This window comes from Pseudomonas sp. 29 (assembly GCF_002754355.1).
Classification (GTDB): Bacteria; Pseudomonadota; Gammaproteobacteria; order Pseudomonadales; family Pseudomonadaceae; genus Aquipseudomonas; species Aquipseudomonas neuropathica.
On sequence record NZ_PEEY01000001.1, the window covers coordinates 1769744 to 1791635 of the forward strand.

23 protein-coding genes and 1 riboswitch are annotated in these 21892 nt (G+C 59.5%); of the genes, 11 read left to right on the forward strand and 12 right to left on the reverse strand.

All coding sequences use genetic code 11. The annotated features are described in order from the left end of the window. Positions 1-325: 325 nt before the first annotated feature. Both CLU80_RS08140 and CLU80_RS08145 read right to left on the reverse strand, forming a co-directional pair. Positions 326-2008 carry a fatty acid--CoA ligase gene (locus CLU80_RS08140; protein ID WP_099757155.1) on the reverse strand — a complete coding sequence of 561 codons (1683 nt, stop codon included), beginning with the start codon at positions 2006-2008 and terminating at the stop codon, positions 326-328. A 146-nt stretch (positions 2009-2154) separates the two neighbouring features. After that, entirely contained in the window at positions 2155-3339 is a 1185-nt protein-coding gene (locus CLU80_RS08145) for an MFS transporter (RefSeq protein ID WP_099757156.1), read from the reverse strand. An 84-nt stretch (positions 3340-3423) separates the two neighbouring features. Here CLU80_RS08145 and CLU80_RS08150 point away from each other — a divergent pair, with 84 nt between their 5' ends. Then, positions 3424-4188, forward strand: a complete 765-nt coding sequence (locus CLU80_RS08150; RefSeq protein WP_095125778.1) for an AraC family transcriptional regulator — start codon at positions 3424-3426, stop codon at positions 4186-4188. A 117-nt stretch (positions 4189-4305) separates the two neighbouring features. Here the strand turns inward: CLU80_RS08150 and CLU80_RS08155 are convergent, their stop codons facing one another. Beyond that, on the reverse strand, positions 4306-4935 hold the full coding sequence (locus tag CLU80_RS08155; RefSeq protein ID WP_099757157.1) for a LysE family translocator: 630 nt from the start codon (positions 4933-4935) through the stop codon (positions 4306-4308). A 91-nt stretch (positions 4936-5026) separates the two neighbouring features. Here CLU80_RS08155 and CLU80_RS08160 point away from each other — a divergent pair, with 91 nt between their 5' ends. From CLU80_RS08160 to CLU80_RS08170, 3 genes are all read left to right on the forward strand, one after another. Next, positions 5027-5992, forward strand: a complete 966-nt coding sequence (locus tag CLU80_RS08160; RefSeq protein WP_099757158.1) for a 2-hydroxyacid dehydrogenase — start codon at positions 5027-5029, stop codon at positions 5990-5992. Positions 5993-6024: 32 nt separating this feature from the next. After that, on the forward strand, positions 6025-7023 hold the full coding sequence (locus CLU80_RS08165; RefSeq protein ID WP_093441302.1) for a methyltransferase: 999 nt from the start codon (positions 6025-6027) through the stop codon (positions 7021-7023). Between the two features lie 39 nt (positions 7024-7062). Then, positions 7063-7187: riboswitch (yybP-ykoY riboswitch) on the forward strand. Positions 7188-7274: 87 nt separating this feature from the next. Continuing rightward, a complete protein-coding gene (locus CLU80_RS08170) occupies positions 7275-7859 on the forward strand; it encodes a TMEM165/GDT1 family protein (protein WP_099757159.1) in 585 nt (194 codons plus the stop codon). 124 nt (positions 7860-7983) lie between these two features. On the opposite strand, the gene CLU80_RS08175 is transcribed toward CLU80_RS08170, so the two are convergent. After that, positions 7984-8802, reverse strand: coding sequence for a M48 family metallopeptidase (locus tag CLU80_RS08175; protein WP_093441307.1), 819 nt, complete (start codon positions 8800-8802; stop codon positions 7984-7986). Positions 8803-9064: 262 nt separating this feature from the next. Between CLU80_RS08175 and CLU80_RS08180 the strand changes: the two genes are divergently transcribed. Further along, the gene (locus CLU80_RS08180) at positions 9065-11206 is read left to right on the forward strand and encodes a methyl-accepting chemotaxis protein (protein ID WP_099757160.1); all 2142 of its coding nucleotides are present in this window, start codon (positions 9065-9067) and stop codon (positions 11204-11206) included. Between the two features lie 234 nt (positions 11207-11440). On the opposite strand, the gene CLU80_RS08185 is transcribed toward CLU80_RS08180, so the two are convergent. From CLU80_RS08185 to CLU80_RS08195, 3 genes are read right to left on the reverse strand one after another with little or no spacing between them, the layout of a single operon-like run. Beyond that, entirely contained in the window at positions 11441-12064 is a 624-nt protein-coding gene (locus tag CLU80_RS08185; protein ID WP_099757161.1) for an SOS response-associated peptidase, read from the reverse strand. Positions 12065-12100: 36 nt separating this feature from the next. Further along, positions 12101-12361 carry a putative signal transducing protein gene (locus CLU80_RS08190; RefSeq protein ID WP_007912819.1) on the reverse strand — a complete coding sequence of 87 codons (261 nt, stop codon included), beginning with the start codon at positions 12359-12361 and terminating at the stop codon, positions 12101-12103. 9 nt (positions 12362-12370) lie between these two features. Next, on the reverse strand, positions 12371-12553 hold the full coding sequence (locus CLU80_RS08195; RefSeq protein WP_093441321.1) for a CPXCG motif-containing cysteine-rich protein: 183 nt from the start codon (positions 12551-12553) through the stop codon (positions 12371-12373). Positions 12554-12695: 142 nt separating this feature from the next. Here CLU80_RS08195 and CLU80_RS08200 point away from each other — a divergent pair, with 142 nt between their 5' ends. After that, positions 12696-13859, forward strand: a complete 1164-nt coding sequence (locus tag CLU80_RS08200) for a 1-acyl-sn-glycerol-3-phosphate acyltransferase (protein ID WP_175559676.1) — start codon at positions 12696-12698, stop codon at positions 13857-13859. Positions 13860-13947: 88 nt separating this feature from the next. On the opposite strand, the gene CLU80_RS08205 is transcribed toward CLU80_RS08200, so the two are convergent. Beyond that, positions 13948-14226: a hypothetical protein gene (locus tag CLU80_RS08205; RefSeq protein WP_093441332.1), complete on the reverse strand. Its 279-nt coding sequence runs from the start codon at positions 14224-14226 to the stop codon at positions 13948-13950. A gap of 193 nt (positions 14227-14419) precedes the next feature. Here CLU80_RS08205 and CLU80_RS08210 point away from each other — a divergent pair, with 193 nt between their 5' ends. Beyond that, a complete protein-coding gene (locus CLU80_RS08210; RefSeq protein WP_008083982.1) occupies positions 14420-14626 on the forward strand; it encodes a hypothetical protein in 207 nt (68 codons plus the stop codon). Positions 14627-14916: 290 nt separating this feature from the next. On the opposite strand, the gene CLU80_RS08215 is transcribed toward CLU80_RS08210, so the two are convergent. Next, a complete protein-coding gene (locus CLU80_RS08215; protein ID WP_007912832.1) occupies positions 14917-15501 on the reverse strand; it encodes a YajG family lipoprotein in 585 nt (194 codons plus the stop codon). Between the two features lie 204 nt (positions 15502-15705). On the opposite strand from CLU80_RS08215, the gene CLU80_RS08220 reads away from it, so the two are divergent. Continuing rightward, the gene (locus CLU80_RS08220; protein WP_007912834.1) at positions 15706-15939 is read left to right on the forward strand and encodes a hypothetical protein; all 234 of its coding nucleotides are present in this window, start codon (positions 15706-15708) and stop codon (positions 15937-15939) included. A 710-nt stretch (positions 15940-16649) separates the two neighbouring features. After that, entirely contained in the window at positions 16650-18158 is a 1509-nt protein-coding gene (gene mqo / locus CLU80_RS08230) for a malate dehydrogenase (quinone) (protein WP_093441341.1), read from the forward strand. Between the two features lie 67 nt (positions 18159-18225). Here mqo and CLU80_RS08235 read toward each other — a convergent pair whose 3' ends face one another. The 3 genes from CLU80_RS08235 to CLU80_RS08245 form a co-directional block, all read right to left on the reverse strand. After that, positions 18226-18513 (reverse strand): PA4642 family protein, encoded by a 288-nt coding sequence (locus CLU80_RS08235; RefSeq protein WP_093441345.1) that lies wholly within the window; start codon positions 18511-18513, stop codon positions 18226-18228. Between the two features lie 63 nt (positions 18514-18576). Then, positions 18577-19056, reverse strand: coding sequence for a hypothetical protein (locus CLU80_RS08240; protein WP_099757162.1), 480 nt, complete (start codon positions 19054-19056; stop codon positions 18577-18579). Positions 19057-19236: 180 nt separating this feature from the next. Then, positions 19237-19794, reverse strand: a complete 558-nt coding sequence (locus tag CLU80_RS08245) for a hypoxanthine-guanine phosphoribosyltransferase (RefSeq protein WP_008086142.1) — start codon at positions 19792-19794, stop codon at positions 19237-19239. Between the two features lie 163 nt (positions 19795-19957). Between CLU80_RS08245 and upp the strand changes: the two genes are divergently transcribed. Further along, positions 19958-20596: a uracil phosphoribosyltransferase gene (upp, locus tag CLU80_RS08250; protein WP_007912842.1), complete on the forward strand. Its 639-nt coding sequence runs from the start codon at positions 19958-19960 to the stop codon at positions 20594-20596. 2 nt (positions 20597-20598) lie between these two features. After that, the gene (locus CLU80_RS08255; RefSeq protein ID WP_077574503.1) at positions 20599-21873 is read left to right on the forward strand and encodes a uracil-xanthine permease family protein; all 1275 of its coding nucleotides are present in this window, start codon (positions 20599-20601) and stop codon (positions 21871-21873) included. Positions 21874-21892 lie beyond the last annotated feature (19 nt).

The window sequence follows — 21892 nt, forward strand, 5'->3', positions numbered from 1 at the left end:
ATGTGCATTATTGTTATGGCAGTGAGTACTTTTAAAAACGCCTGAAGGACCGGGTGCCAGAGACAACCCGAAATCACTCCAAAGATGCATCGCCCCGTTTTGTGCGTGTGCCCCGTTCTTAAAAATCCTTGAGCGGACTATAGCCAGCAGGTGGTACTGCTTGATCCCTCTAAAGTGTGATTTGCAGCTGCCAACCACTCTGGAACAGTCCTTTCGCCAGTCCGACGCATGTCGGCACGGCAAGGATGGCTGATTTTTTCGATTTCACAAGCCAAGCGCTTGCTTGGTGGGTCTGGCGCGCCGGTTTCGGCGCGCCAGCAGACACTCAAAGTGTCGAGAGGAAGGTGCTGTTGTTGGCCTGCCATTCGGTGATGTCGAGGCGGATGCGCTTCTTGTCGAGCTTGCCGACACTGGTCTTGGGAATTTCGGTAACAAGGGCGATCTGACTCGGAATCGCCCACTTGCTCAGGTGGCCCAATTCCACGAACGGTTTGAGGTGTTCCTTGAGTTCGCGTGCCCCGATCACGTGCCCTTCGCGGATCACCAGCAAGGCAAACGGGCGCTCGCCCCACTGCGGATCGGCGATGCCCACCACTGCTACTTCGCGTACCGCGACGTGACGACTGATCAGGTCTTCGAGATCCAGCGAAGAGATCCACTCGCCGCCGGTCTTGATCACATCTTTGATGCGGTCGCGGATGTCGATCACGCCCATGCTGTCGAGCGTGGCGACGTCACCGGTATGCAACCAGCCGCCAGCCCAGAGCTCGGCGCCCTTCTGCGGTTCGTTGAAATAGCCTTCGGTGAGCCATGGCGCACGCAGCACAAGTTCGCCCTGGGTCTCGCCGTCGGCCGGGAGAAAGTGACCCTCGGCATCGACAATCGCCGCTTCCACCAGCGGCCCCGGCACACCGGCCTTGATCCGGTAGGTGGTGCGCTCGTCTTCAGTGCCGGCCATCAACTCATCATTGAGGTGCGCACAGGATACAAGCGGCCCGGTTTCCGACATGCCGTACGCAGCGGTGAGCTGAATGCCCCGCGCCTTGGCGGTTTCATACAAGGTGCGATTGAGCGCGCTGCCGCCGATGACAATTTTCCAGCCGCCGAAATCGATGCCCTGCGCGCCTTTGGCGTTGAGCAGCATTTGCAGGATGGTCGGCACGCAGTGGGAGAAGGTAACCTTCTCCTTGCGCCACAATTCGACGAGAAACTCCGGATCGTAGCGCCCCGGATAAACCTGTTTGAGGCCAAGCATGGTCGCCACGTACGGCAGGCCCCAGGCGTGTACATGGAACATCGGTGTGATCGGCATGTACACGTCGTTGGTGCCGAGCAGGCGCACGCTGTCGATCGAACCCATGATCGTCGACACGCCCATGGTGTGCAGCACCAGTTGCCGATGGGTGAAATACACGCCTTTCGGATTGCCCGTGGTGCCGGTGGTGTAGAACGTGGTGGCGACCGAGTTTTCGTCGAAGTCCTGAAAGTCGTACTGCGGGCTAGCGGCGGCCAGCAGTTGTTCGTACTCGCCGACCAGATTCGGCAGGTCGGCGGTTTTTTCCGGCAAATCAGTCAGCAGCAGGGTTTTCTCGACCGTGCTCAGGTGTGGTGCGATTGCCTGATAAAGACCGACGAACTCGCTGTTGACCAGCACAAAGCGGTCCTCGGCGTGGTTCATGGTGTAGAGGATCTGTTCCGGCGACAGGCGCACGTTGATGGTATGAATCACCGCGCCAATCATCGGAATCGCAAACATGCATTCCAGGTAACGATGGCTGTCCCAGTCCATCACCGCCACGGTGTCACCGGCTTTCACACCGGCGGCCGTCAGCACATTGGCCAACCGCGCCACGCGCTCGATCAAGGTCGGGTAGCTATAGCGCAACTGGTCACGGTAGATGATCTCGCGGGTTTTCTCGTAACGGGCGCCGGACATCAGCAGCCGTTTGATCAGCAATGGATACTGGTAGGCCCCATCGGCCGGGGGAATGACGCGAGTCTGCAACATAAGAATCCCTTTTCTGACTGCACGGTGTTGGCGTAGAGATCGGTACTCTAGAACCCTTATACGCCAGCCAAATCAGCCAAAGGAATGATTTGCAAAGCCGTACAAATGCTAGCTTTGCGCCAGCATTTGCCGGTTTTCGCTATTTATCAGGCTGTTTGCCCTACAGCCTCCTCGGAAGGCGTCCGTGGGAATACGACTGCTGCAAGGAAGGTCAAAGCGCCGAAACCCGCAAGAATCAAGTACAGGCCTACAAAACCATGGCGCGGTTCGACATAGGAAATCAGCGGAATCGCCGCCGCACTGGCACCGAACGATAAACAGTAACGCAGAGCGAACACCCGTGATTGCCATTGCGGGGCGACGAAGTTGGCGACCATCGCATCGTTCACGGTGACCTGACCGAAGACCACGAACATGAACGCTGCGCCGAGGGCGATCACCGCCCAGCCGTCGGCATAGGCCAGCGCAAACAGCAGCGGTGCCTGGCACAGCGTCAGGACAATGAACGGCCATTTCAGGCTGAGTCGATGCAACACCCGACCAATGCTCAACTGCGCAACCGCACCAAAGGCATAAGCCAGACTGACCACCACACCAAGGGTTTGCGGCGAGGCAAACAGCTCATGCAAACGCTCCTGAAACAGCTTCGGATAGGTCATGGTGGTGGCGTTGAACACCACGCCGCCAGTGGCCGTCGCCAGCGCCAGCACGCCGAACACCATGAGCATGGAAATACGCTGGCCAGCGGCCCCCTTGAGTGGCGTGTGCGCACGCTTCGGAATCGGCTCTTCACGCACGTGCAAGGCGAAGCCAACCCCCAGCACAATCGCCACTGCGCCCGGTATCAGAAACGCCGAGCGCCAGCCGAATTGCGCCACCAGCAAGCCCGTGATCAGCGCCGAAAACGCCACACCCAGATTGCCCCACATACCGTTGATGCCGATTTCCCGGCCGCGATTTTGAGCATAAGCGACCAACATCGCCGTGCCGACCGGGTGATAAATCGCCGCAAAAATACCGATCAGGGTCAGACCGATCACCAGCATGGCCGGACTGCTGCTCAGGCCAGTGAAAATCGCTGAAGCGCCGATGCCGAAGAAAAACACCAGCATCATCTGCCGCCGACTCCAGTGATCGCCCAGCCAACCAGCGGGTAGCGAACACGCGCCGAAGGCAATGAAGCCGCCCAGTGACAGGCCGATCAGCGTGGCGTAGTCGAGACCGAAGGCCTGCGTCATACCGAGCACGGCGGCGGGAAATATCAGCATGAACATGTGATCGATCACATGGGCGGCGTTGATATAGCGAATGACGTTTCTGGATTGATTCATGGCGGCACGCTTTACGTTGTTGTGTGGCGCTATGCTAAGTTGGCCACAAAGCGCATTCCTGCCAGACAAGTCATCGAATCAGACATGTTGATCAGCCATTTCGAACACGGCCCGGTGAGCGCCTACCCCCGGGATTATCTGGATGGCGCGCACCAGCCGCTGCACCTGCATCGCGAGGCGCAGTTGTTGTATGCGGTCAGCGGGATCATGCGCGTGGTCACGGACTCGGGTGCATGGGTGATTCCGCCTAGTCGCGCGGTGTGGATTCCACCAGAAGTGGCGCACGAGATTTTCATGAGCGGCGACGTGCAGATGCGCTCGCTGTTCATCGCGCCAGAACTGTCACCCGCCAGCCTGCAACAGTGCTGCGTATTGGCGGTGACGCCGCTGCTGCGCGAGCTGATCCTGCGTGCCGTGCAAGGGCCGCCGCATGCCGACAATCCGCTGATTCAGCAGTTGATGCTGGAAGAACTCGCCGGTCTGGAAAACCTGCCGCTGCACATTCCGATGCCAACCGACCGGCGTCTGCAAAATATCTGTCTGGCACTGCTGCACACCCCCGATCACACCAATACGCTGGAAGACTGGGCGCAGCAGGTCGGCGCCAGCTCACGCACGCTGGCGCGGCTGTTTCAGCAACAAGTGCAGATGAGTTTCAACGCCTGGCGCCAGCAACTGCGCCTGATGGAAGCCCTGCCGCGCCTGCTCGCCGGGGACAGCGTGCAGCGTGTGGCGCAGGACTTGGGTTACGGCAGCGCGCGGGCGTTCAGCGCGATGTTTCGCCGTTTGCTGGGAGAGAATCCCCGCGACTACCTGAACACCCTGAGCAAACTCAGCGAACTGGTGTAAGGCCCTGTGGGAGCGAGCCTGCTCGCGAAAGCGCTCTTTCAGCCACCAATAATGTCGACTGATCCAACGCCTTCGCGAGCAGGCTCGCTCCCACAGGTTCAAGTCGCGGTTCTGAGATCAGTGCATCTCGGTGAACGCGATTTTCACGCCGAGAGCGATCAGCACGGCGCCCATGGTGCGGTCGAACCAGTGGCCCATGCGGGCGAAACCGGCACGCACCCGCTGCTGACTGAACAACATCGCCACCAGACAGAACCAAAACGCAGTCGCGACCGCCAGGTAAACCCCGTAACCGGCCTGCACCGCCAGTGGCGTGTGCGGGTTGATCACCACAGTGAACAGCGACAGGAAGAACAGCGTGGCTTTCGGATTCAGACCATTGGTCACGAAGCCCGACGTGAACGCGCCGCGAGCCGTGCGTACGCCGGCCTCTTTGTGCAAGTCATCGGCCACGGCTTTCGCGGGTTGCGCGCGCAATGCCTTGAAGCCGATGTACAGCAAGTAAGCCGCCGCCGCCCATTTCAACGCGTTGAACAACACGATCGATTGCGACACGATCAGGCCGATACCGAGCAGCGAATAACCAACGTGCAGGAAAATCGCCGTGCCCACGCCCAATGCGGTCCAAGTACCGGCGCGACGACCGTGGGTCACGCTCTCGCGCACCACCACCGCAAAGTCCGGGCCGGGGCTGGCGACAGCCAGCAAATGGATCAGTGCAACGGTCAAGAACTCGGTCCAGTACATGGGGGCTCCTTTCGGCCAAGCGTATCAATTTGTTTCATCTGGTAGGCTCGGCAGATTACGCCCTACGCTCACAGCACGAAAGGTACAGTTGATGACGAACACGCACCGCGCGGTATTCCTTGATCACCCTTCGCTGGATCTCGGCGACCTCGACCTTAGTCCGTTGCGCGAGTGTTTCAGCGATCTGCAGCTGTTCGCCCAAACGTTGCCCGGGCAAGTCGCCGAACGCCTGCAAGGCGCCACCGTAGCGATCACCAACAAGATCCTGATCGACGCCGCCGCCATGGCCGCCAACCCCGACCTGAGACTGATCCTGATCACCGCCACCGGCACCAACAACGTCGACCTTGCGGCCGCCCGCGCTCACGGCATCACCGTGTGCAACTGTCAGGGTTACGGCACGCCGTCGGTGGCGCAGCACACGATCATGCTGCTGCTCAACCTCGCCACGCGCCTGGCCGATTATCAGAAAGCCGTTGGCGAAGGTCGCTGGCAGCAGGCGAAACAGTTCTGTTTGCTCGACTACCCGATTGTCGAGCTGGAAGGCAAAACCCTCGGCCTGCTCGGCCATGGCGAACTCGGCGGCGCTGTGGCGCGATTGGCCGAAGCGTTCGGCATGCGCGTGTTGCTCGGGCAGATTCCCGGGCGCCCAGATCGCCCGGATCGTTTGCCGCTGGATGAATTGCTGCCGCAAATCGACGCCCTCACCCTGCACTGCCCGCTCAACGAACACACCCGCCACTTCATCGGTGCTCGCGAGTTGGCGTCGATGAAGCCCGGTGCGTTCGTGGTCAACACCGCCCGTGGCGGTCTGATCGATGAACAGGCGCTGGCCGATGCCTTGCGCAATGGCCACCTCGGCGGCGCGGCTACCGATGTGTTGAGCGTCGAGCCGCCGACCCAAGGCAATCCGTTGCTCGCGGCGGACATCCCACGCCTGATCGTTACGCCACACAACGCCTGGGGCAGCCGCGAGGCTCGGCAGCGCATCGTCGGCCAATTGACCGAAAACGCTCAGGCGTTCTTCAGCGGTAAGGCGCTGCGGGTCGTCAGTTGATAAACTGCGGCACTTTTTTTTGAGGAGCAGTTATGGATCCGCGCAGTGAAGTACTGCTTCGTCAGCCCGAGTTGTTTCAAGGTTCGTTGTTGTTGGCCGGTTTGCCCGCCGATGATTTGCTCGGACGCCTGCCCAACGCATTCGGCTGGTGCTGGCATGCCGGCGACCAGGCCGCACTGGATGCCCGTTTCGAAGGGCGCAGCCATTTCGGCGTGAACATTCCCGAGCGCGAGTTCGACAGCGCCGTGGTGTTCCTGCCCAAGTCCAAAGACCTGACCGATTACATCCTCAATGCCGTGGCCTCGCGTCTGGCCGGGCGTGAAGTATTTCTGGTCGGGGAAAAGCGCAGCGGCATCGAAGGCGCATCCAAGCAGCTCAACCCGTTCGGCAAGCCGCGCAAACTCGACAGCGCGCGGCACTGCCAGCTCTGGCAAGTCACCGTGGCCAACGCCCCTGAAGTGAAATCCCTGGAAAGCCTGGCGCAGACCTATGAATTGCCTTTGGCCGAGGGTCCGCTGAAAGTTATCAGCCTGCCGGGCGTGTTCAGCCACGGTCGCCTGGATCGCGGCAGTGCCCTGCTGCTGGAGCATCTGGACAAACTGCCGAGCGGCCATCTGCTCGACTTTGGCTGCGGTGCCGGGGTTCTGGGCGCTGCGGTCAAGCGTCGCTACCCGCACAATCAGGTGACCCTGCTCGATGTCGATGCCTTCGCCGCCGCCAGCAGCCGCCTGACATTGGCGGCCAACGGTCTGGAAGCTGAAGTGCTGACTGGCGACGGTATCGATGCCGCGCCGATGGGTTTGAGTGCGATTCTGAGCAATCCACCTTTCCATGTCGGCGTGCACACCGATTATTTCGCAACCGAGAACTTGCTGCGAAAAGCGGCCAAACATCTGAAAAATGGCGGCGAACTGCGCTTGGTGGCGAACAGCTTCCTCAAGTATCAACCGCTGATCGAAGAGCATCTGGGCGTCTGTGCAATCAAGGCCGAAGGCAATGGTTTCCGCATCTACCGGGCCAAGCGCGGCTGAAAATTTGTTCTTGCTCAATCGGATTTGCGAAGGCAGAATCCGCTCCGTCCTAGGGGAGTAGTCTCCCACGAGCGCCAAGCTCGTCCGGCATACGTCAACATACTTGATCCTCAGATCATGGCGTATGCGACCCAAGCGTCCGCAGCAGACGGATCGCAGGGTTTGACAAGACCTATGACACGCACACCTTACCCGGGGCGGGAAGGCTGTACGTGTCATAGCCGTGTCGACCCGCCCCTTAGGAAATCCTGATGCTGGACTCGTTACTCGTTCCCACCGCAATCGTTGCCTTGGCCGAAATCGGCGACAAGACGCAACTGCTCGCGCTGATTCTCGCCGCTCGCTTCCGCAAACCCTGGCCGATCATTGCCGGTATTGTCGCCGCGACCTTGGCCAACCACGCAGCAGCCGGTGCGGTCGGCGCCTGGTTCGGCAGTTTCTTCTCGAATGCCACGCTGCACTGGATTCTCGCCGCAAGCTTTACGGCCACGGCGCTGTGGACACTGGTTCCGGACAAAATGGATGACGATGAAACCAGCACCGCACGCAAGTTCGGGCCGTTCTTGACCACGCTGATTGCGTTTTTCCTCGCAGAAATGGGTGACAAGACTCAGGTCGCGACGGTGATGCTCGCCGCGCAATATCCGGAACTGTGGCTGGTGATTATCGGTACGACGGCAGGCATGCTGATTGCCAACGTGCCGGTGGTGCTGGCAGGTAATTTCGCCGCAGACAAACTGCCATTGACCTTGATCCGTCGCCTTGCGGCTTCGGCATTCATGATTCTGGCGATTTTTGCGGTGTACAAGGCGATGCAGAGCAGTGGCTGGGTTTAACCCTCAGTGAAGGATCGTTCCCACGCTCTGCGTGGGAATGCAGCCGGGGACGCTCTGCGTCCCGCTTGGAACGCGGAGCGTCCCTTGAGGCATTCCCACGCAGAGCGTGGGAACGATCACTGACTCAGGATTTAGGAGCTTTTTCGTACAACGGCATGACCTTCGGAATTGCCGCCTGCAACGAGGCAATCCGGCTGGTCGAAGCCGGGTGAGTGCTCATGAACTCCGGCGGCGAACCTTCCGACGCTTTGCTCATTTTGTTCCACAAAGTGATCGCGGCGTTCGGGTTGTACCCGGCGCGTGCGGCCAGTTCCAGACCAATCAGGTCGGCTTCGTTTTCGTTGGCGCGGCTGTTCGGCAGCGTCATCCCGTAGTTGGCCACGGTATCAGCCAGCGCCAGACTGTCCTGCCCCAGGCCGAGCAACGCACCCGCGCCCTGTTTGGCCATTTCAATCCCGTACGCCTTGGACATCGCTTCACGACCGTGCTCGCGCAAGGCGTGGGCGATTTCATGGCCCATAACGGCGGCGATTTCATCGTCGGTGAGTTTCAGGCTGTCGATCAGCCCGGTGTAGAAAATGATCTTGCCGCCAGGCCCGCAGTTGGCGTTGAGCTCATCGCTCTTGATCAGATTGACTTCCCACTGCCATTGCGCAGCATCCGGACGGAAGTTCGGCGCCTGGGCGATCAGACGGTTGGCAATCGCCTGAACCCGCTTGGCCTCGGGACTGGTCTTGTCCAGCACACCTTTGCTGGACGCCTCGCCGACGGTCTTCTGATACGACTGCGCATACATCTGGTCGACCTCTTGCGAGGACAGCATGCTGAACATGTACTGCTTGCGCTCCACACCCACGGCACCGCCGCTGGTGGTGTTGACCGACTGACAACCGGCCAGCAACAGCGCTGCGCTCAGTGCACTTACAACCAATGTCTTGTTCATTCAAAAGCTCCCTGAAAACCTGCGCGTATCCTAGGCGGGTAATTGTATCGACGCCAGATACAACGGACGTGTTGCAGCGACTTTCAGACGTTTCCCACCAGAGCTGTCGCAAAAAATTCACAGCGACCGCCAAGTCCCGTGCAACTGCGTCGCGCACTGATCCATTTGCGACATTGGCTTTCAATTGCTCCGGCTCGCACTCATGGCCCAATGCCCGCTGCCGATACATCAGCGCAGACGTCCTCTTGCGTGCGGAGCTCCCATGAAGTTCAAGTCGATCCAGTTTTCCGTCGCCGCCCTGGCCGGCGCCATCGTCCTCAGCGTGGTCGCCGCGCTGGTGCTGTATGCGCTGTTTTCCGGCGCGCGCACGCAAGAGATGGTGCAACAGCGCACCCAGGCGCAGTTCGAGCAAGTCATCGAACAGCGCCTGACCTCGCTGGCGCAAACCCAGGTCAGCCAGATCCAGCGCGAACTCGAAGCGCCGCTGCTGATTGCCGGGGGCCTGGTGCGGGTCAACGCCCTGCTCGGTACGCCGGGCGCAGATGGTCAGCCACGCCTCACTGTCAGTCGCGAGCAACTGATCAGCCTGATCAAAGAGAACGTCGAAAAGAACCCGAAAATTCTCGGCACCTACATCGGCTGGGAGAAAAACGCCCTCGATCACAACGACGCGGCCTATATCGGCACCAGCGTGGTCGGGATCGATGCCGCCAACGGGCGCTTCCTGCCGTGGTGGTTCCGCAACGATGACGGCACCCTCGGCCTGGACAAACTGGTCGATGTCGACGACCAGAAAGTCCTGTCTACCGGCGTGCGTGCCAGCGAGTACTACCTGTGCTCGAAAGAAAGCAAAAAATCCTGCGTGATCGATCCGGCGCCGTACAAGGTCGGCGACAAGATCGTCATGCTCGCCTCCTTTATCGAACCGATCATGCTTAACGGCGCCTTCCAGGGCATTGTCGGCGCCGACCTGTCGGTGAACTTCATTCAGGAAATGCTCCTCGGCGCCAACCAGAAGCTCTACAGCGGCGCCGGGCAAATGGCCCTGATCGGCGGCAACGGCCGGATCGTCGCCTACACCAAAGACCCGAGCAAATTCGGCGAAAAAGTCAGCGATATTCTCGACGCTGAGCAGACCGCCAACATGGCCAATCTCAAACGCGGCGAAGTGACTTACTCGGTCAACAAGGACAAGGGTCGCATCGAACTCTACCTGCCATTCGGCATCGGCCAGACCGACGCACGCTGGACACTGATGCTGCAATTGCCTTTGAACGCGGTAATGGCGGATCTGCAAAAGCTGCAGGCCGACCTTGATGCGCAACGCAAGTCCGACACCTTCGGCATGGCCATGGTTGGTCTGCTCATCGCCGGCCTCGGCCTGCTAGTGATCTGGCTGGTCGGCCACGGCATCGCCAGACCGCTGAAGCAAATGGTCGCCATGCTCAATGACATCGCTCAAGGTGAAGGTGATCTGACCCGACGTTTGAGCAGTGATCGCAGCGATGAATTGGGCTCGATCGCCAAGGGCTTCAACACCTTTTTGGCCAAGTTGCAGGCGATGATCACGCAGGTGGTGACGTCGGTGCAGAGCGTCAGCGATTCCTCGGAACACACCGCCGACATTGCCATTCGCACCAACATCGGCATTCAAAAACAAATGGCCGAGATCGATCAGGTCGCCACGGCGGTGCAGGAAATGACCGCCACCGCGCAGGATGTCGCGCGGAACGCGACGCAGGCGGCACAAGCGGCCAGTCATGCCGACCAGGCCGCCAGCCAGGGCATGCAGATTGTCCGCGATACGTCCAATTCGATTGGCGTGCTGGCGCTGGAAATCGGCAAGGCAGTAGATGTGGTACAGACCCTGGCCAAGGACAGCGAGAACATCAACGCCATTCTCACCGCCATTCGCGGCATCGCCGAGCAGACCAACCTGCTGGCCCTGAACGCGGCGATCGAGGCGGCGCGTGCCGGTGAACAGGGGCGTGGGTTTGCCGTTGTGGCCGACGAAGTACGCAATCTGGCGCAGAAAACCCAGAAAGCCACTGAAGAAATCCAGACCATGATCCAGCAACTGCAACAAGGCACCCGCGATGTGGTGCGGGTCATGGAGGACAGTCAGAACCGCACTGACGAAAGCGTGCAGCATGCGGCGAAAGCGGCTGAAGCGCTGGAAACGATCACCCAGGCGGTTTCGGTGATCAACGACATGAACACGCAGATTGCCAGTGCGGCGGAAGAGCAGAGTGCGGTGGCCGATGACATCAACCGCAATGTGATCAACATCGGGCAAGTGGCCAATGAAGTGGCGGGGGGCGCGGATGAGTCGAGTTCGGCGAGTGCCGATTTGACCAAACTGGCGGAGCAGCAGCGGCGGTTGATCAATCAGTTCAAGGTCTGAAAAGCGAAAAGCCCCTCATCGGAACGCCGCCCGCCTAACCCTCTCCCAGAGGGAGAGGGGACTGACCGAGTTGTCTCCCTTCATACATCGACCTGAAATAACCAGTCGATTATGGATTCAAAGCAGAGCGTTCAAGTCGGTGTATTACGACAATATCCCCCGGTCAGTCCCCTCTCCCTCTGGGAGAGGGTTAGGCGGGCGGCGTTCCGATGAGGGGCTTTTGATCTAAATGCTTTAACCCGGAGTCAGACACTCCGGCCCATTGAGTTTCGGATCATTGATCAGATTCGCCAACACCCGCTCACGCAGCGCCGCCGGTTCACTGGCCAGCAACCCCTGCAACACATGCAACGGCGTCTCGGGATCGAGCCACGCCGCCTGCCCCGCCTCATCGAGAATCAACGGCCGGCGCTGACTCGACGCCGGCTGAGTAATCACCGCCGTACTCAACCACACCTGTTCCTGCACCGGATACGCCTCCCAGATCGCCGCGAAAAACAGCGAAGAACCCTCCCCCGGCGTCAGCCAGAACGGCCGCTTGCGCTGCGTCCCGCGCCATTCGTAAAAACCGTTGGCCGGCAGCAGGCAGCGGCGCAGACGCAAGGCTTCGCGGAACATCGGCTGCTCGGCCACGGTTTCCGCCCGGGCATGTGCCGGTGTTTTCGACAGATCGGTCAGCCACGGCGGCGTTAATCCCCAACGGGCGCGGGCCAGGCTGCGCTGGCCATCTTCAGCGGCACGCAGCATCAACACCGAATCATTGGGGGAAATGTTCCACTGCGCCTGCTGATCGGCGGGAAAACCAGGCAGGGCCGCGAAATCGCGGTTCCAGCGAAACAGGGCATAACGTCCACACATGGGGCAACACGACTCTGAAGTAAAACGAAGGCCAGCCTAACAGACCAGCGTCCCGGGGAAGCTCTCCGGTTCATCGCCGGGCAGCGGCAGCGCGGCATTGTACGCGGTGATCAGCTCGCGGGCGTATTCGGCCTGGTCGTTATCGACGGACAGTCCCAGCAGACCGAAAATCGGCAATTCGCCCGTACCACCGAGCAAATCACGGCCAATCAAGTGCGCCTCGATGCCTTCGCTGGCGAGCATGCCCTTGAGCATTTCGCCTTCCATCAGGTTTTCCGGCTCGTAGATTCGCTGCATGGGCGCGCCTCACTCGTTTTCGCTGAAGACTTCCAGAAACCAGTCCTCTCCATGGACCTGCAATACGAACGTGATGGGCCGACAACACACCTGACAGTCCTCGATATAGGTCTGATCGCCGCCGGACAAGTCCACTGTCGTCTCGACCGTTTCCCCACAATAAGGACATTCGTATTCAGCGGTTTCCAGCATCGCGGTCTCCCAAGTGACTTGTGCGTATAATCGCCGGTCTATTTGCAGGGCTATTTTTGTCTGGCTACTTTTTCAGACCGTGCCCCGCGGGTTTTCGATCAAAACCTTTACTTACCCTAGCCGTTTCCAACAAGAGAGCATGATGGGCGAATTCGATGCCATCCGACCTTACGACGACAGCGAAGTACCTGTGGTACTGGCAAGACTGCTCGGCGACAAGGCGTTTCTAGATATCCTCACCCACTTCCGCTTCCCGCGTTTTGCCGGTGCCTTCGGCTGGATGCTCAAACCACTTATAGCCCATCGGCTGCGTCGTGAGTTCGCCGACGTGACGTCGGTGGCGACGTTGCAGGACAAGGTCGAGTCCTACGTCGACCACACCATCGAGCGCGCCACCGACGGCGTGACCTACACCGGTGTCGAGCAATTCAAGTCCGGCAGCGCCTATCTGTTCATCGCCAACCACCGCGATATCGTGATGGACCCGGCCTTCGTCAACTACGCCGTGTACCACGCCGGCCTGCCGACGCCGCGCATTGCGATTGGCGACAACCTGCTGCAGAAGCCGTTTGTCAGCGACCTGATGCGCCTGAACAAGAGTTTCATCGTTCATCGTTCGATCACCGGCCGTCGCGAGAAAATGGCCGCTTATCAACTGTTATCAGCGTACATCAACCACTCGATCCGCAACGATTGCGCGTCGATCTGGATCGCTCAGGCTGAAGGCCGGGCGAAGGACGGCGACGACCGCACCGAGTCGGCGATCCTCAAGATGTTCCACATGAGCCGCAAGGACGAGCCGTTCGGCGAAGTCATCCGCTCGCTGAACGTTACCCCGGTGTCGATCAGCTACGAATATGACCCGTGCGACCAGGCCAAGGCCCGCGAGCTGTACATCCGCGCCACCACCGGCACTTACGCGAAAGCGCCGGGTGAGGATGATGTGAGCATTGCCAAGGGCATCACCGGCTACAAGGGCCGGGTGCACGTGAACTTTGCCGCGCCGATTACCGAGCTGTTCGAAGACACCAAGCAATTGGCGATCGAGATGGACAAGCAGATTCTCGGCGGTTACCGGTTATTCCCGGTGCATTACCTGGCGTATGCACAGTGGGCCGATGCCGATCCGCAGCTGAATGTGCCGAAAGCTGCCGAGGTGTTCCCGGCGGATGAGCTGGCCAAGGCGCAGGAAGAGTGGCAGGAACGCTTGGATGCGTGCCCTGAGGAGCATCGTCCGTATCTGGTGCTGCAATATGCGACGCCGGTGCGTAATCAGTACCGGGTCAAGGCTGGGTTGCCGTTGTAAAGCAACGGCAAGATCAAAAGATCGCCGCCTGCGGCAGCTCCTACAGGGGATTCGTGTAGGAGCTGCCGAAGGCGGCGATCTTTTGCTTTTAATAGCGCGTGCTGATCCAGGAGACGATCAGGGCCAGCCCGAGGCAAGCAAAACCAAAACGATAGAAAAACCGGTTCATGCGCAAGGTCGCCCAATCAAGGATTGGTTCGGCATTCGGTTGCGCCTGGCGCTGAGCGGCAATGCTGGCCATCGCACGTTGTTCACGGCGACGAGTGGCGTGCAGCAGCCAACTCCCCGGAAACGCCAACAACAACGCCAGCAAGTTGATCAACTTGGCGGGATGGGCGGTAAACAGCGTCATCAAGTGCAGCGACATCACAGACCTCTATCTGAACCGGTGTGGCAGACGCCAGATCGACGACTGCGGCGCGGATTCTAACCAAACCTGCCCGTTCAACCCCAGCCTTTGCGACAAATAACCTGACAATCGACCGATGGCTGTCCTGTGTCACGGCTTCGTCATGTGGATACACCAAGATGCGCGCCTCGAAACGCACATGGAACGCGACATGCTTCACGCTGAAAATCAGGATCGTCTGTACCTCATCACCCCTTACGACGAACAGCAAAGTCTCGTCGGCAGCCTTGCCTTCAATGTTCAGGATCGCCATTGGCTGGTGTATTGCGCGCTGGGCGGGCATCAGCATGCGGATTTGCCGGAGACTGATTTGTTGACGGGTGTCAGCGTTCTCGACTTTTATTCCCAGGCTGCCTAAAAGCAAAAGCACCCTCACCCTAGCCCTCTCCCCGAGGGAGAGGGGACTGACCGAGTTGTTTTGTCGAGGTACATCGACCTGAAAGTCCGAGGTGAATGTAGATCTCAAGAACAACGCAAATCGACCTGAAACTCCGAGATGAATGCAGATCCCAGGCACAACACAGATCGGCTCCCTTTCCCCCTCGCCCCCCTGGGGGAGAGGGCTGGGGTGAGGGGGTACGATTTCAAGTCCCACAAAAAAGCCCGGGCTCATCACTGATCCCGGGCTTTTTCACATCCGCCGAAAACTTACTCAGCCAGAACCTGACCCACCGTCGGATCCTTGAACAGACGCGTCAGCGCATCGCTCAATACATCGCTGACCAGTTTGGTATTGGTTTCCTGGTTCGGCGCCATGCCGAAACGCTGGTCCAGCGAAGCGCCGTAACGGCCGCTATAACGGCGGTTGGCGTTCTGCACATCAGAGCGGAAGGTTGCGCCAATGGTCGCTTCGGTCACGTACATGCCTTCTTTCGGCGACTGGTATTTCAGCTCGGCCAGGGTCACGGTCAACTGCGGAGCATTTGGCGCGTTGTTGGTCGGTGTGAAGCCGAGCAGACGCACGGCGGCTTCAGCCTGAGCCTGCAACTTCGGCAGGATCTGCTCGCGCTGCACGGTGATAGCGCTGGTTTCCGGGTACAGGCCGCCACGGGTGCCCAACGTTGGCGACGGACGACCGTCAACCACACGCACGACGACTGGCTGGCCACGGCCGACCGCTGGCAGCTGAGTGGTCAGCTTTGGCTCCGGGCTCAGTTGTTGCGGGCTGTGGGCGCAGCCGGCCAGGGTCAAACCGGCCACAGTGATCAAACCGAACAACAGGCGTTGCAACATGCTCTTCTCTCCAGAATCAGGCACAAACAGGCCGGCAGTATAGCGGTGGGCCAGTGCGGGTAACCAGCGCCCGGCAGCGAATACTGAAATGTCTGACAAACCCGTGGGAAAGCGGTTCCTGTCACAGATTATTCACCCGGCATACACGTTCACGTCACGGCGCATTGGCAACCTTGCAATCAGTCCCCCACAAGGTACTCAATCATGCGTTATCTGATCTCGTTGTTCGCCCCACGTCCGCTGCACCGCAGCTTCGCCCTGCTCGACCGCAATGGCCATTGCCAGGCATTCAAGCAGTGCAGCCTGCAGCCGATGGGCGACGGTTGGGTGGAAATCGAAGAAATCCGCCTCAACTGGTTGCACCAGCCACTGCCCGCCAGCGCCCGCGTCATAGCGTCGCAGCCCCGTGCACGGGTGCAAGCGATGTTGAGCATCTGACCGGATGCCTAATAAAAGTCATTAAACACGAGCAACTGCCCGCATTTCTTCGATACAATCTCCCCCCGATTATAAGGACGTCTCCTGATCGGGCCCCGCAACAGCGTCAATGCGCATGCATCGACACCCAAAATCGCCCACAGAGAGCCGCCCACACAGATCGAGTGAAGTTGGCGCGCTTGCCTGTTCTTCCGGCAAAAACCCCGCTTTTCGCGAATCTGCAGAGCTGTCATGACGCTCGGCCACCGCGTTGTTTTGCCTTTGCGGGCAAGGTGCCAGGCCTGGACAGCCCTTTTTTGAGGTTCACGTCTTCAAAAGAGCGTGAAAAAAACGGGTTTTCACAACTTCACAAGAGTGTGGCGAGCAAATGAAAAGTTTTGCGTCTGAACATGCACCATTAGCGTCTGAAACAGCCCAACGACACAGGACCGGGTATACCTCGAATATCGGAGCCTGAAGCCTGTCCGCTACGGATTTGGTTGCACAAAAACGGATGTCTCGACCATAAGTCGAATTGCCAGCTGCGTGCTGAAATGAGTTCATGGAGCTCTTGAAAGCCAAGCCGCATACATCCGTCGAAGTTGCGAAAAATTGCGAAGATTCGGACATGGCGAACCTGACCATGGATAGCCTGGACATCACTGACCTGTCCCGGAATGCCTGGCAGCCATGCCGACAATTTGGTGCTGCAGATTTTGGAGACGCGTTAAATGGCGCATAACGAAGCAGTCGACGTAGTTCTGGTTGGGGCGGGCATCATGAGTGCCACCCTGGCCGTGCTGCTCAAAGAGCTCGACCCCGCGATCAAGCTGGAAGTCGTCGAGCTGATGGATTCCGGTGCTGCCGAGAGTTCCAACCCATGGAACAACGCCGGCACCGGTCACGCTGGCCTTTGCGAGCTGAACTACACGCCGCAAGCCGCCGATGGCACCGTCGACATCAAGAAAGCCGTGCACATCAACACCCAGTTCGAGGTGTCGAAGCAGTTCTGGTCGTACCTGACCAAGAAAGGCACGTTCGGCTCGTGCAAATCATTCATCAGCCCGGTGCCGCACCTGAGTTTTGTCCAGGGCGACAAAGGCGTTTCCTTCCTCAAGGAACGTTTCGAGGTCCTGCACAAGCATCACGCGTTCTCCGACATGGAGTACACCGAGGACAAGGCCAAGATGGCCGAGTGGATGCCGCTGATGATGCCGGGCCGCTCGCCGGACGAAGTCCTCGCCGCGACCCGCGTGATGAACGGCACCGACGTCAACTTCGGCGCCCTGACCAATCAGTTGCTCAAGCACCTGACCAGCGCTCCCGACACTCAAGTCAAATACTGCAAGCGCGTCACCGGCCTCAAGCGTAACGGCGCTGGCTGGACCGTCAGCATCAAGGACGTCAACAGCGGCAGCAGCCGTGAAGTCGACGCCAGGTTCGTTTTCCTCGGCGCGGGTGGCGCGGCGCTGCCGTTGCTGCAGGCTTCGGGCATCGAGGAAAGCAAAGGCTTCGGCGGCTTCCCGATCAGCGGCCAGTGGCTGCGTTGCGACAACCCGGAAGTGGTCAAGCATCACCAGGCCAAGGTGTACAGCCAGGCCGCGGTGGGTTCGCCACCGATGTCGGTGCCGCACCTGGACACCCGCGTAGTCGACGGCAAGAAGTCCCTGCTGTTCGGGCCATACGCCGGTTTCACCACCAAGTTCCTCAAGCACGGCTCCTTCATGGACCTGCCGCTGTCGGTTCGCGCCGGCAACATCGGGCCGATGCTGGCCGTGGCGAAAAACAACATGGACCTGACCAAGTACCTGGTCAGCGAAGTGATGCAATCGATGGAACAGCGTCTGGATTCCCTGCGCCGTTTCTACCCGGAGGCGAAAGCCGAAGACTGGCGCCTGGAAGTGGCCGGCCAACGGGTACAGATCATCAAGAAAGACCCGAAAAAGGGCGGCATCCTGCAGTTCGGTACCGAACTGGTGTCGGCCAAGGACGGCTCCCTCGCCGCCCTGCTCGGCGCTTCGCCAGGCGCTTCGGTGACCGTTTCGATCATGCTGGAACTGATCGAGAAATGCTTCCCGGCCAAGGCCAAGGGTGAGTGGGCTGGCAAACTGGCCGAGATCTTCCCGGCCCGTGAAAAGGTCCTGGAAACCGATGCTGCGCTGTATCGCAAGATCAACACGCAGAACAACATCGCGCTGGAACTGGTTGAAGAAAGCAGCGAGACCCCAAGCTACGCTTGATCTTGCCGTATAAAAAACGCCCCGTACTCAGTGAGTGCGGGGCGTTTTTTTATGCCTGGGAAAAGTCTCAGGTGCGGGACTTTTCGATCAGCTCGATGTATTCCGGGGCATTGCGCTGATCGGCGATCAGCTCAACGAAGGTCTTGCCCTGCTCGTCCTTGCCATCAACGTCGTAACCGGCAGCGACGAAGAAGCCCAGAAACCGCTCGAAATCATCAATGCGCAGGCCACGATAAGCCTTGATCAGTTTGTGCAGCGACGGCGAAGTGGCGTCGACCGGCTCAAAATCGAGGAACAGCTTGATCTGCTCATCGCCGATCTCGTCACCAATCACTTGTTTTTTATCTTTACGCATTGCCGACTCCAGCTCGCAGACATTACACGGGGCGGGCAGTTTACCCCTGCCCGGCCGCCCGGCTCAACGCGATCGCACCGCCCCGGTGTGCAAATCGGCCCAGATGTGGCCGTTGGCGTAACTGAGGAACTGCACGTACACGGTGTCGTTGCGCAGCAGATCGATGATCACGCGGTATTGGGCCTGTGGATAAAACAGTGTGAGGGTTTTGCTCTTGTCGTCATAAACCGGCTTTTTCAGGCTTTTGCTTTCACCGTCGAAATTCACCAGCACTTGAGTAATGGTCGCGCCTTTGTTCAGGGATTTGCCCTTGAGGCGAATCAGCAGCGGTGAAGTGACCGGGATCGGCTGCTGATTGGATTGGCGTTGTGCGCCGACGACCACGGAGTAATCGGTGACCTGCATGAGTTGCTGCTGCTCGGGCTCGGCATCGCGCACGGTCAGATCGTCCGGCGGCAGGAATTGACTGTGCATCGGCGCGGCGGAAAGAGGCAGGCTGAAGGTCAGCAACAGGGCGGCAAAGCTGCGGATCAAGAGGCGCATGACAGGCTCCGGAGGGCGGGGCCGAGCACTCTAGCATGGGTATCGCGGATGGATCAGCACACACAAAAACACTGTGGGAGCGAGCTTGCTCGCGAAGGCGGACTGACATTCAAAACAGATGTCGACTGATACACCGCTTTCGCGAGCAAGCTCGCTCCCACATTTAGATCGAGGCGCGGATTACATGCCTTTAACGGCAAAGATCCCGTTGGCGTTGCGCCAGTAGCCTTTGTAGTCCATGCCGTAACCGAAGATGTAGCGGTCGATGCACGGCAGGCCGACGAAATCGGCTTTCAGGTCAGGACGCGCCTTGCGGTCGTGATCCTTGTCGATCAGCACGGCGGTGTGCACTTTGCGCGCACCGGCGTGTTTGCAGAAGTCGATGATCGCGCCGAGGGTGTGACCTTCGTCGAGGATGTCGTCGATGATCAGCACGTCGCGGTCGATGAACGAAACTTCCGGCTTGGCTTTCCAGAACAGGTCGCCGCCGCTGGTTTCGTTGCGATAACGGGTCGCGTGCAGGTAGGAGGCTTCCAGCGGGAACTGCAGATGCGTCAGCAGTTTGCCGGAGAAAATCAGCCCGCCGTTCATCACGCAGAACACTACCGGATTGCTGTCAGCCAGTTGTTCGTTGATTTGTGCACCGACGCGGGCGATGGCGGCCTCGACTTCAGCTTCGGTGTACAGGCAGTCAGCCTCTCGCATGATTTGACGGATATGCTCGAGATCAGCGGACATGGCGCTCTCCAGGGGGGGATGTTTTCGGAAAAGCGGGCAAAGGTACGCATCCATTGAGGCCGAATCAAGCCTTTATGGACTAACGTACAGAATGTCCTATAGGACATCACCCTCGGATAGATTAATCTAGGCCGGTTTTTTTGCCCGCCGCCGGAGTTTTTCCATGCCCATCCTCGAGATCCGCCATCCGCTGATCCGTCATAAACTCGGCCTGATGCGCCGCGCCGATATCAGCACCAAGAACTTCCGTGAGCTCGCTCAGGAAGTCGGCGCCCTGTTGACCTATGAAGCTACAAAAGATTTGCCGCTGGAGTCCTACGATATTGCAGGCTGGTGCGGCACCGTGTCGGTCGAGAAGATCGCCGGCAAGAAGATCACCGTCGTGCCGATCCTGCGCGCCGGCATCGGCATGCTTGAAGGCGTGCTGAGCCTGATCCCGGGTGCCAAGGTTTCCGCTGTGGGCGTTGCCCGCAACGAAGAAACCCTGCAAGCGCACACTTATCTGGAAAAACTGGTTCCGGAAATCGACGAACGGTTGGCGATGATCATCGACCCGATGCTCGCTACCGGCAGCTCGATGGTGGCGACCATTGATCTGTTGAAGAAAGCCGGCTGCAAAGACATCCGCGCCATGGTGCTGGTTGCCGCGCCGGAAGGTATTGCCGCCGTAGAAAAGGCTCACCCGGACGTGACCATCTACACCGCGTCCATCGATGAGCGCTTGAACGAGCACGGTTACATCATCCCAGGGCTTGGCGACGCCGGTGACAAGATCTTCGGCACCAAGCAGAAGGACGCGTGACCATGCAGCAAGAGTTCAACGATCCGCTCTGGCGCACGGTGCTGTCCGGCGCCCAGATGCTGTTCGTGGCTTTCGGCGCCCTGGTGCTGATGCCGCTGATCACGGGCCTGGACCCGAACGTGGCACTGTTTACCGCGGGTCTGGGGACGATCCTGTTCCAGATCGTCACCGGGCGTCAGGTGCCGGTGTTTCTGGCGTCGAGCTTCGCTTTCATCACCCCGATCATTCTCGCCAAGGGCCAGTTCGGCCTCGCCGCGACCATGGGCGGTGTGATGGCAGCCGGTTTCGTCTACACCTTCCTCGGCCTGGCCGTGAAGATCAAAGGCACGGGCTTTATTGACCGCTTGCTGCCACCGGTGGTGATTGGTCCGGTGATCATTTCCATCGGCCTGGCCATGGCGCCGATTGCCGCGAACATGGCGATGGGCAAGGCTGGCGATGGTTCTGAACTGATCCATTACCAGACCGCGATGCTGATCTCGATGCCGGCATTGCTGACCACATTGATCGTGGCGGTGTTCGGTAAAGGCATCTTCCGCCTGGTGCCGATCATTTCCGGCGTGCTGGTCGGTTTTGCCATGGCGTTCTATTTCGGTGTCGTTGATACCGCGAAGATTGCCGCAGCGCCATGGTTTGCGATTCCGCACTTCACCGCGCCGGAATTCAACTGGCAGGCGATTCTGTTCATCGTTCCAGTGGCATTGGCTCCGGCCATTGAACACATCGGCGGTGTGATTGCTGTGGGTAGCGTGACCGGTCGCGATTACCTGAAGAAGCCGGGCCTGCATCGCACCCTGCTCGGCGACGGCATTGCCACCACCGCCGCCGGTCTGTTCGGCGGCCCGCCAAACACCACCTACGCCGAAGTGACGGGTGCGGTGATGCTGACCAAGAACTACAACCCGAAAATCATGACCTGGGCGGCGATCTTCGCTATCAGCCTGGCGTTCATTGGCAAGTTCGGCGCGCTGCTGCAGAGCATTCCGGTGCCGGTGATGGGCGGGATTCTGTGCTTGCTGTTCGGCTCGATCGCGGCAGTGGGGATGAACACCCTGATCCGTCACAAGATCGATCTGGGCGAAGCGCGCAATCTGGTGATTGTCTCGGTGACGCTGGTGTTCGGCATTGGCGGTGTGCTGGTCGGCACCGGTACCGGTCCGGACGACTTTGGCCTCAAAGGCATCGCGCTGTGCGCGGTGGTGGCGATAGCGCTGAACCTGATTCTGCCGGGCAATGATGGCTGGAAGAACAAGAAGGCGGATGAGCCGCTGATCTAAGCCTTTAGATCGTCGCTGC

What these genes read in the sequence shown, in the direction of transcription:
- CLU80_RS08140 (WP_099757155.1), bottom strand. Translation starts at nt 2,008, where the DNA reads ATGTTGCAGACTCGCGTCATTCCCCCGGCCGATGGGGCCTACCAGTAT.
- CLU80_RS08145 (WP_099757156.1), bottom strand. Translation starts at nt 3,339, where the DNA reads ATGAATCAATCCAGAAACGTCATTCGCTATATCAACGCCGCCCATGTG.
- CLU80_RS08150 (WP_095125778.1), top strand. Translation starts at nt 3,424, where the DNA reads ATGTTGATCAGCCATTTCGAACACGGCCCGGTGAGCGCCTACCCCCGG.
- CLU80_RS08155 (WP_099757157.1), bottom strand. Translation starts at nt 4,935, where the DNA reads ATGTACTGGACCGAGTTCTTGACCGTTGCACTGATCCATTTGCTGGCT.
- CLU80_RS08160 (WP_099757158.1), top strand. Translation starts at nt 5,027, where the DNA reads ATGACGAACACGCACCGCGCGGTATTCCTTGATCACCCTTCGCTGGAT.
- CLU80_RS08165 (WP_093441302.1), top strand. Translation starts at nt 6,025, where the DNA reads ATGGATCCGCGCAGTGAAGTACTGCTTCGTCAGCCCGAGTTGTTTCAA.
- CLU80_RS08170 (WP_099757159.1), top strand. Translation starts at nt 7,275, where the DNA reads ATGCTGGACTCGTTACTCGTTCCCACCGCAATCGTTGCCTTGGCCGAA.
- CLU80_RS08175 (WP_093441307.1), bottom strand. Translation starts at nt 8,802, where the DNA reads ATGAACAAGACATTGGTTGTAAGTGCACTGAGCGCAGCGCTGTTGCTG.
- CLU80_RS08180 (WP_099757160.1), top strand. Translation starts at nt 9,065, where the DNA reads ATGAAGTTCAAGTCGATCCAGTTTTCCGTCGCCGCCCTGGCCGGCGCC.
- CLU80_RS08185 (WP_099757161.1), bottom strand. Translation starts at nt 12,064, where the DNA reads ATGTGTGGACGTTATGCCCTGTTTCGCTGGAACCGCGATTTCGCGGCC.
- CLU80_RS08190 (WP_007912819.1), bottom strand. Translation starts at nt 12,361, where the DNA reads ATGCAGCGAATCTACGAGCCGGAAAACCTGATGGAAGGCGAAATGCTC.
- CLU80_RS08195 (WP_093441321.1), bottom strand. Translation starts at nt 12,553, where the DNA reads ATGCTGGAAACCGCTGAATACGAATGTCCTTATTGTGGGGAAACGGTC.
- CLU80_RS08200 (WP_175559676.1), top strand. Translation starts at nt 12,696, where the DNA reads ATGGGCGAATTCGATGCCATCCGACCTTACGACGACAGCGAAGTACCT.
- CLU80_RS08205 (WP_093441332.1), bottom strand. Translation starts at nt 14,226, where the DNA reads ATGTCGCTGCACTTGATGACGCTGTTTACCGCCCATCCCGCCAAGTTG.
- CLU80_RS08210 (WP_008083982.1), top strand. Translation starts at nt 14,420, where the DNA reads ATGCTTCACGCTGAAAATCAGGATCGTCTGTACCTCATCACCCCTTAC.
- CLU80_RS08215 (WP_007912832.1), bottom strand. Translation starts at nt 15,501, where the DNA reads ATGTTGCAACGCCTGTTGTTCGGTTTGATCACTGTGGCCGGTTTGACC.
- CLU80_RS08220 (WP_007912834.1), top strand. Translation starts at nt 15,706, where the DNA reads ATGCGTTATCTGATCTCGTTGTTCGCCCCACGTCCGCTGCACCGCAGC.
- mqo (WP_093441341.1), top strand. Translation starts at nt 16,650, where the DNA reads ATGGCGCATAACGAAGCAGTCGACGTAGTTCTGGTTGGGGCGGGCATC.
- CLU80_RS08235 (WP_093441345.1), bottom strand. Translation starts at nt 18,513, where the DNA reads ATGCGTAAAGATAAAAAACAAGTGATTGGTGACGAGATCGGCGATGAG.
- CLU80_RS08240 (WP_099757162.1), bottom strand. Translation starts at nt 19,056, where the DNA reads ATGCGCCTCTTGATCCGCAGCTTTGCCGCCCTGTTGCTGACCTTCAGC.
- CLU80_RS08245 (WP_008086142.1), bottom strand. Translation starts at nt 19,794, where the DNA reads ATGTCCGCTGATCTCGAGCATATCCGTCAAATCATGCGAGAGGCTGAC.
- upp (WP_007912842.1), top strand. Translation starts at nt 19,958, where the DNA reads ATGCCCATCCTCGAGATCCGCCATCCGCTGATCCGTCATAAACTCGGC.
- CLU80_RS08255 (WP_077574503.1), top strand. Translation starts at nt 20,599, where the DNA reads ATGCAGCAAGAGTTCAACGATCCGCTCTGGCGCACGGTGCTGTCCGGC.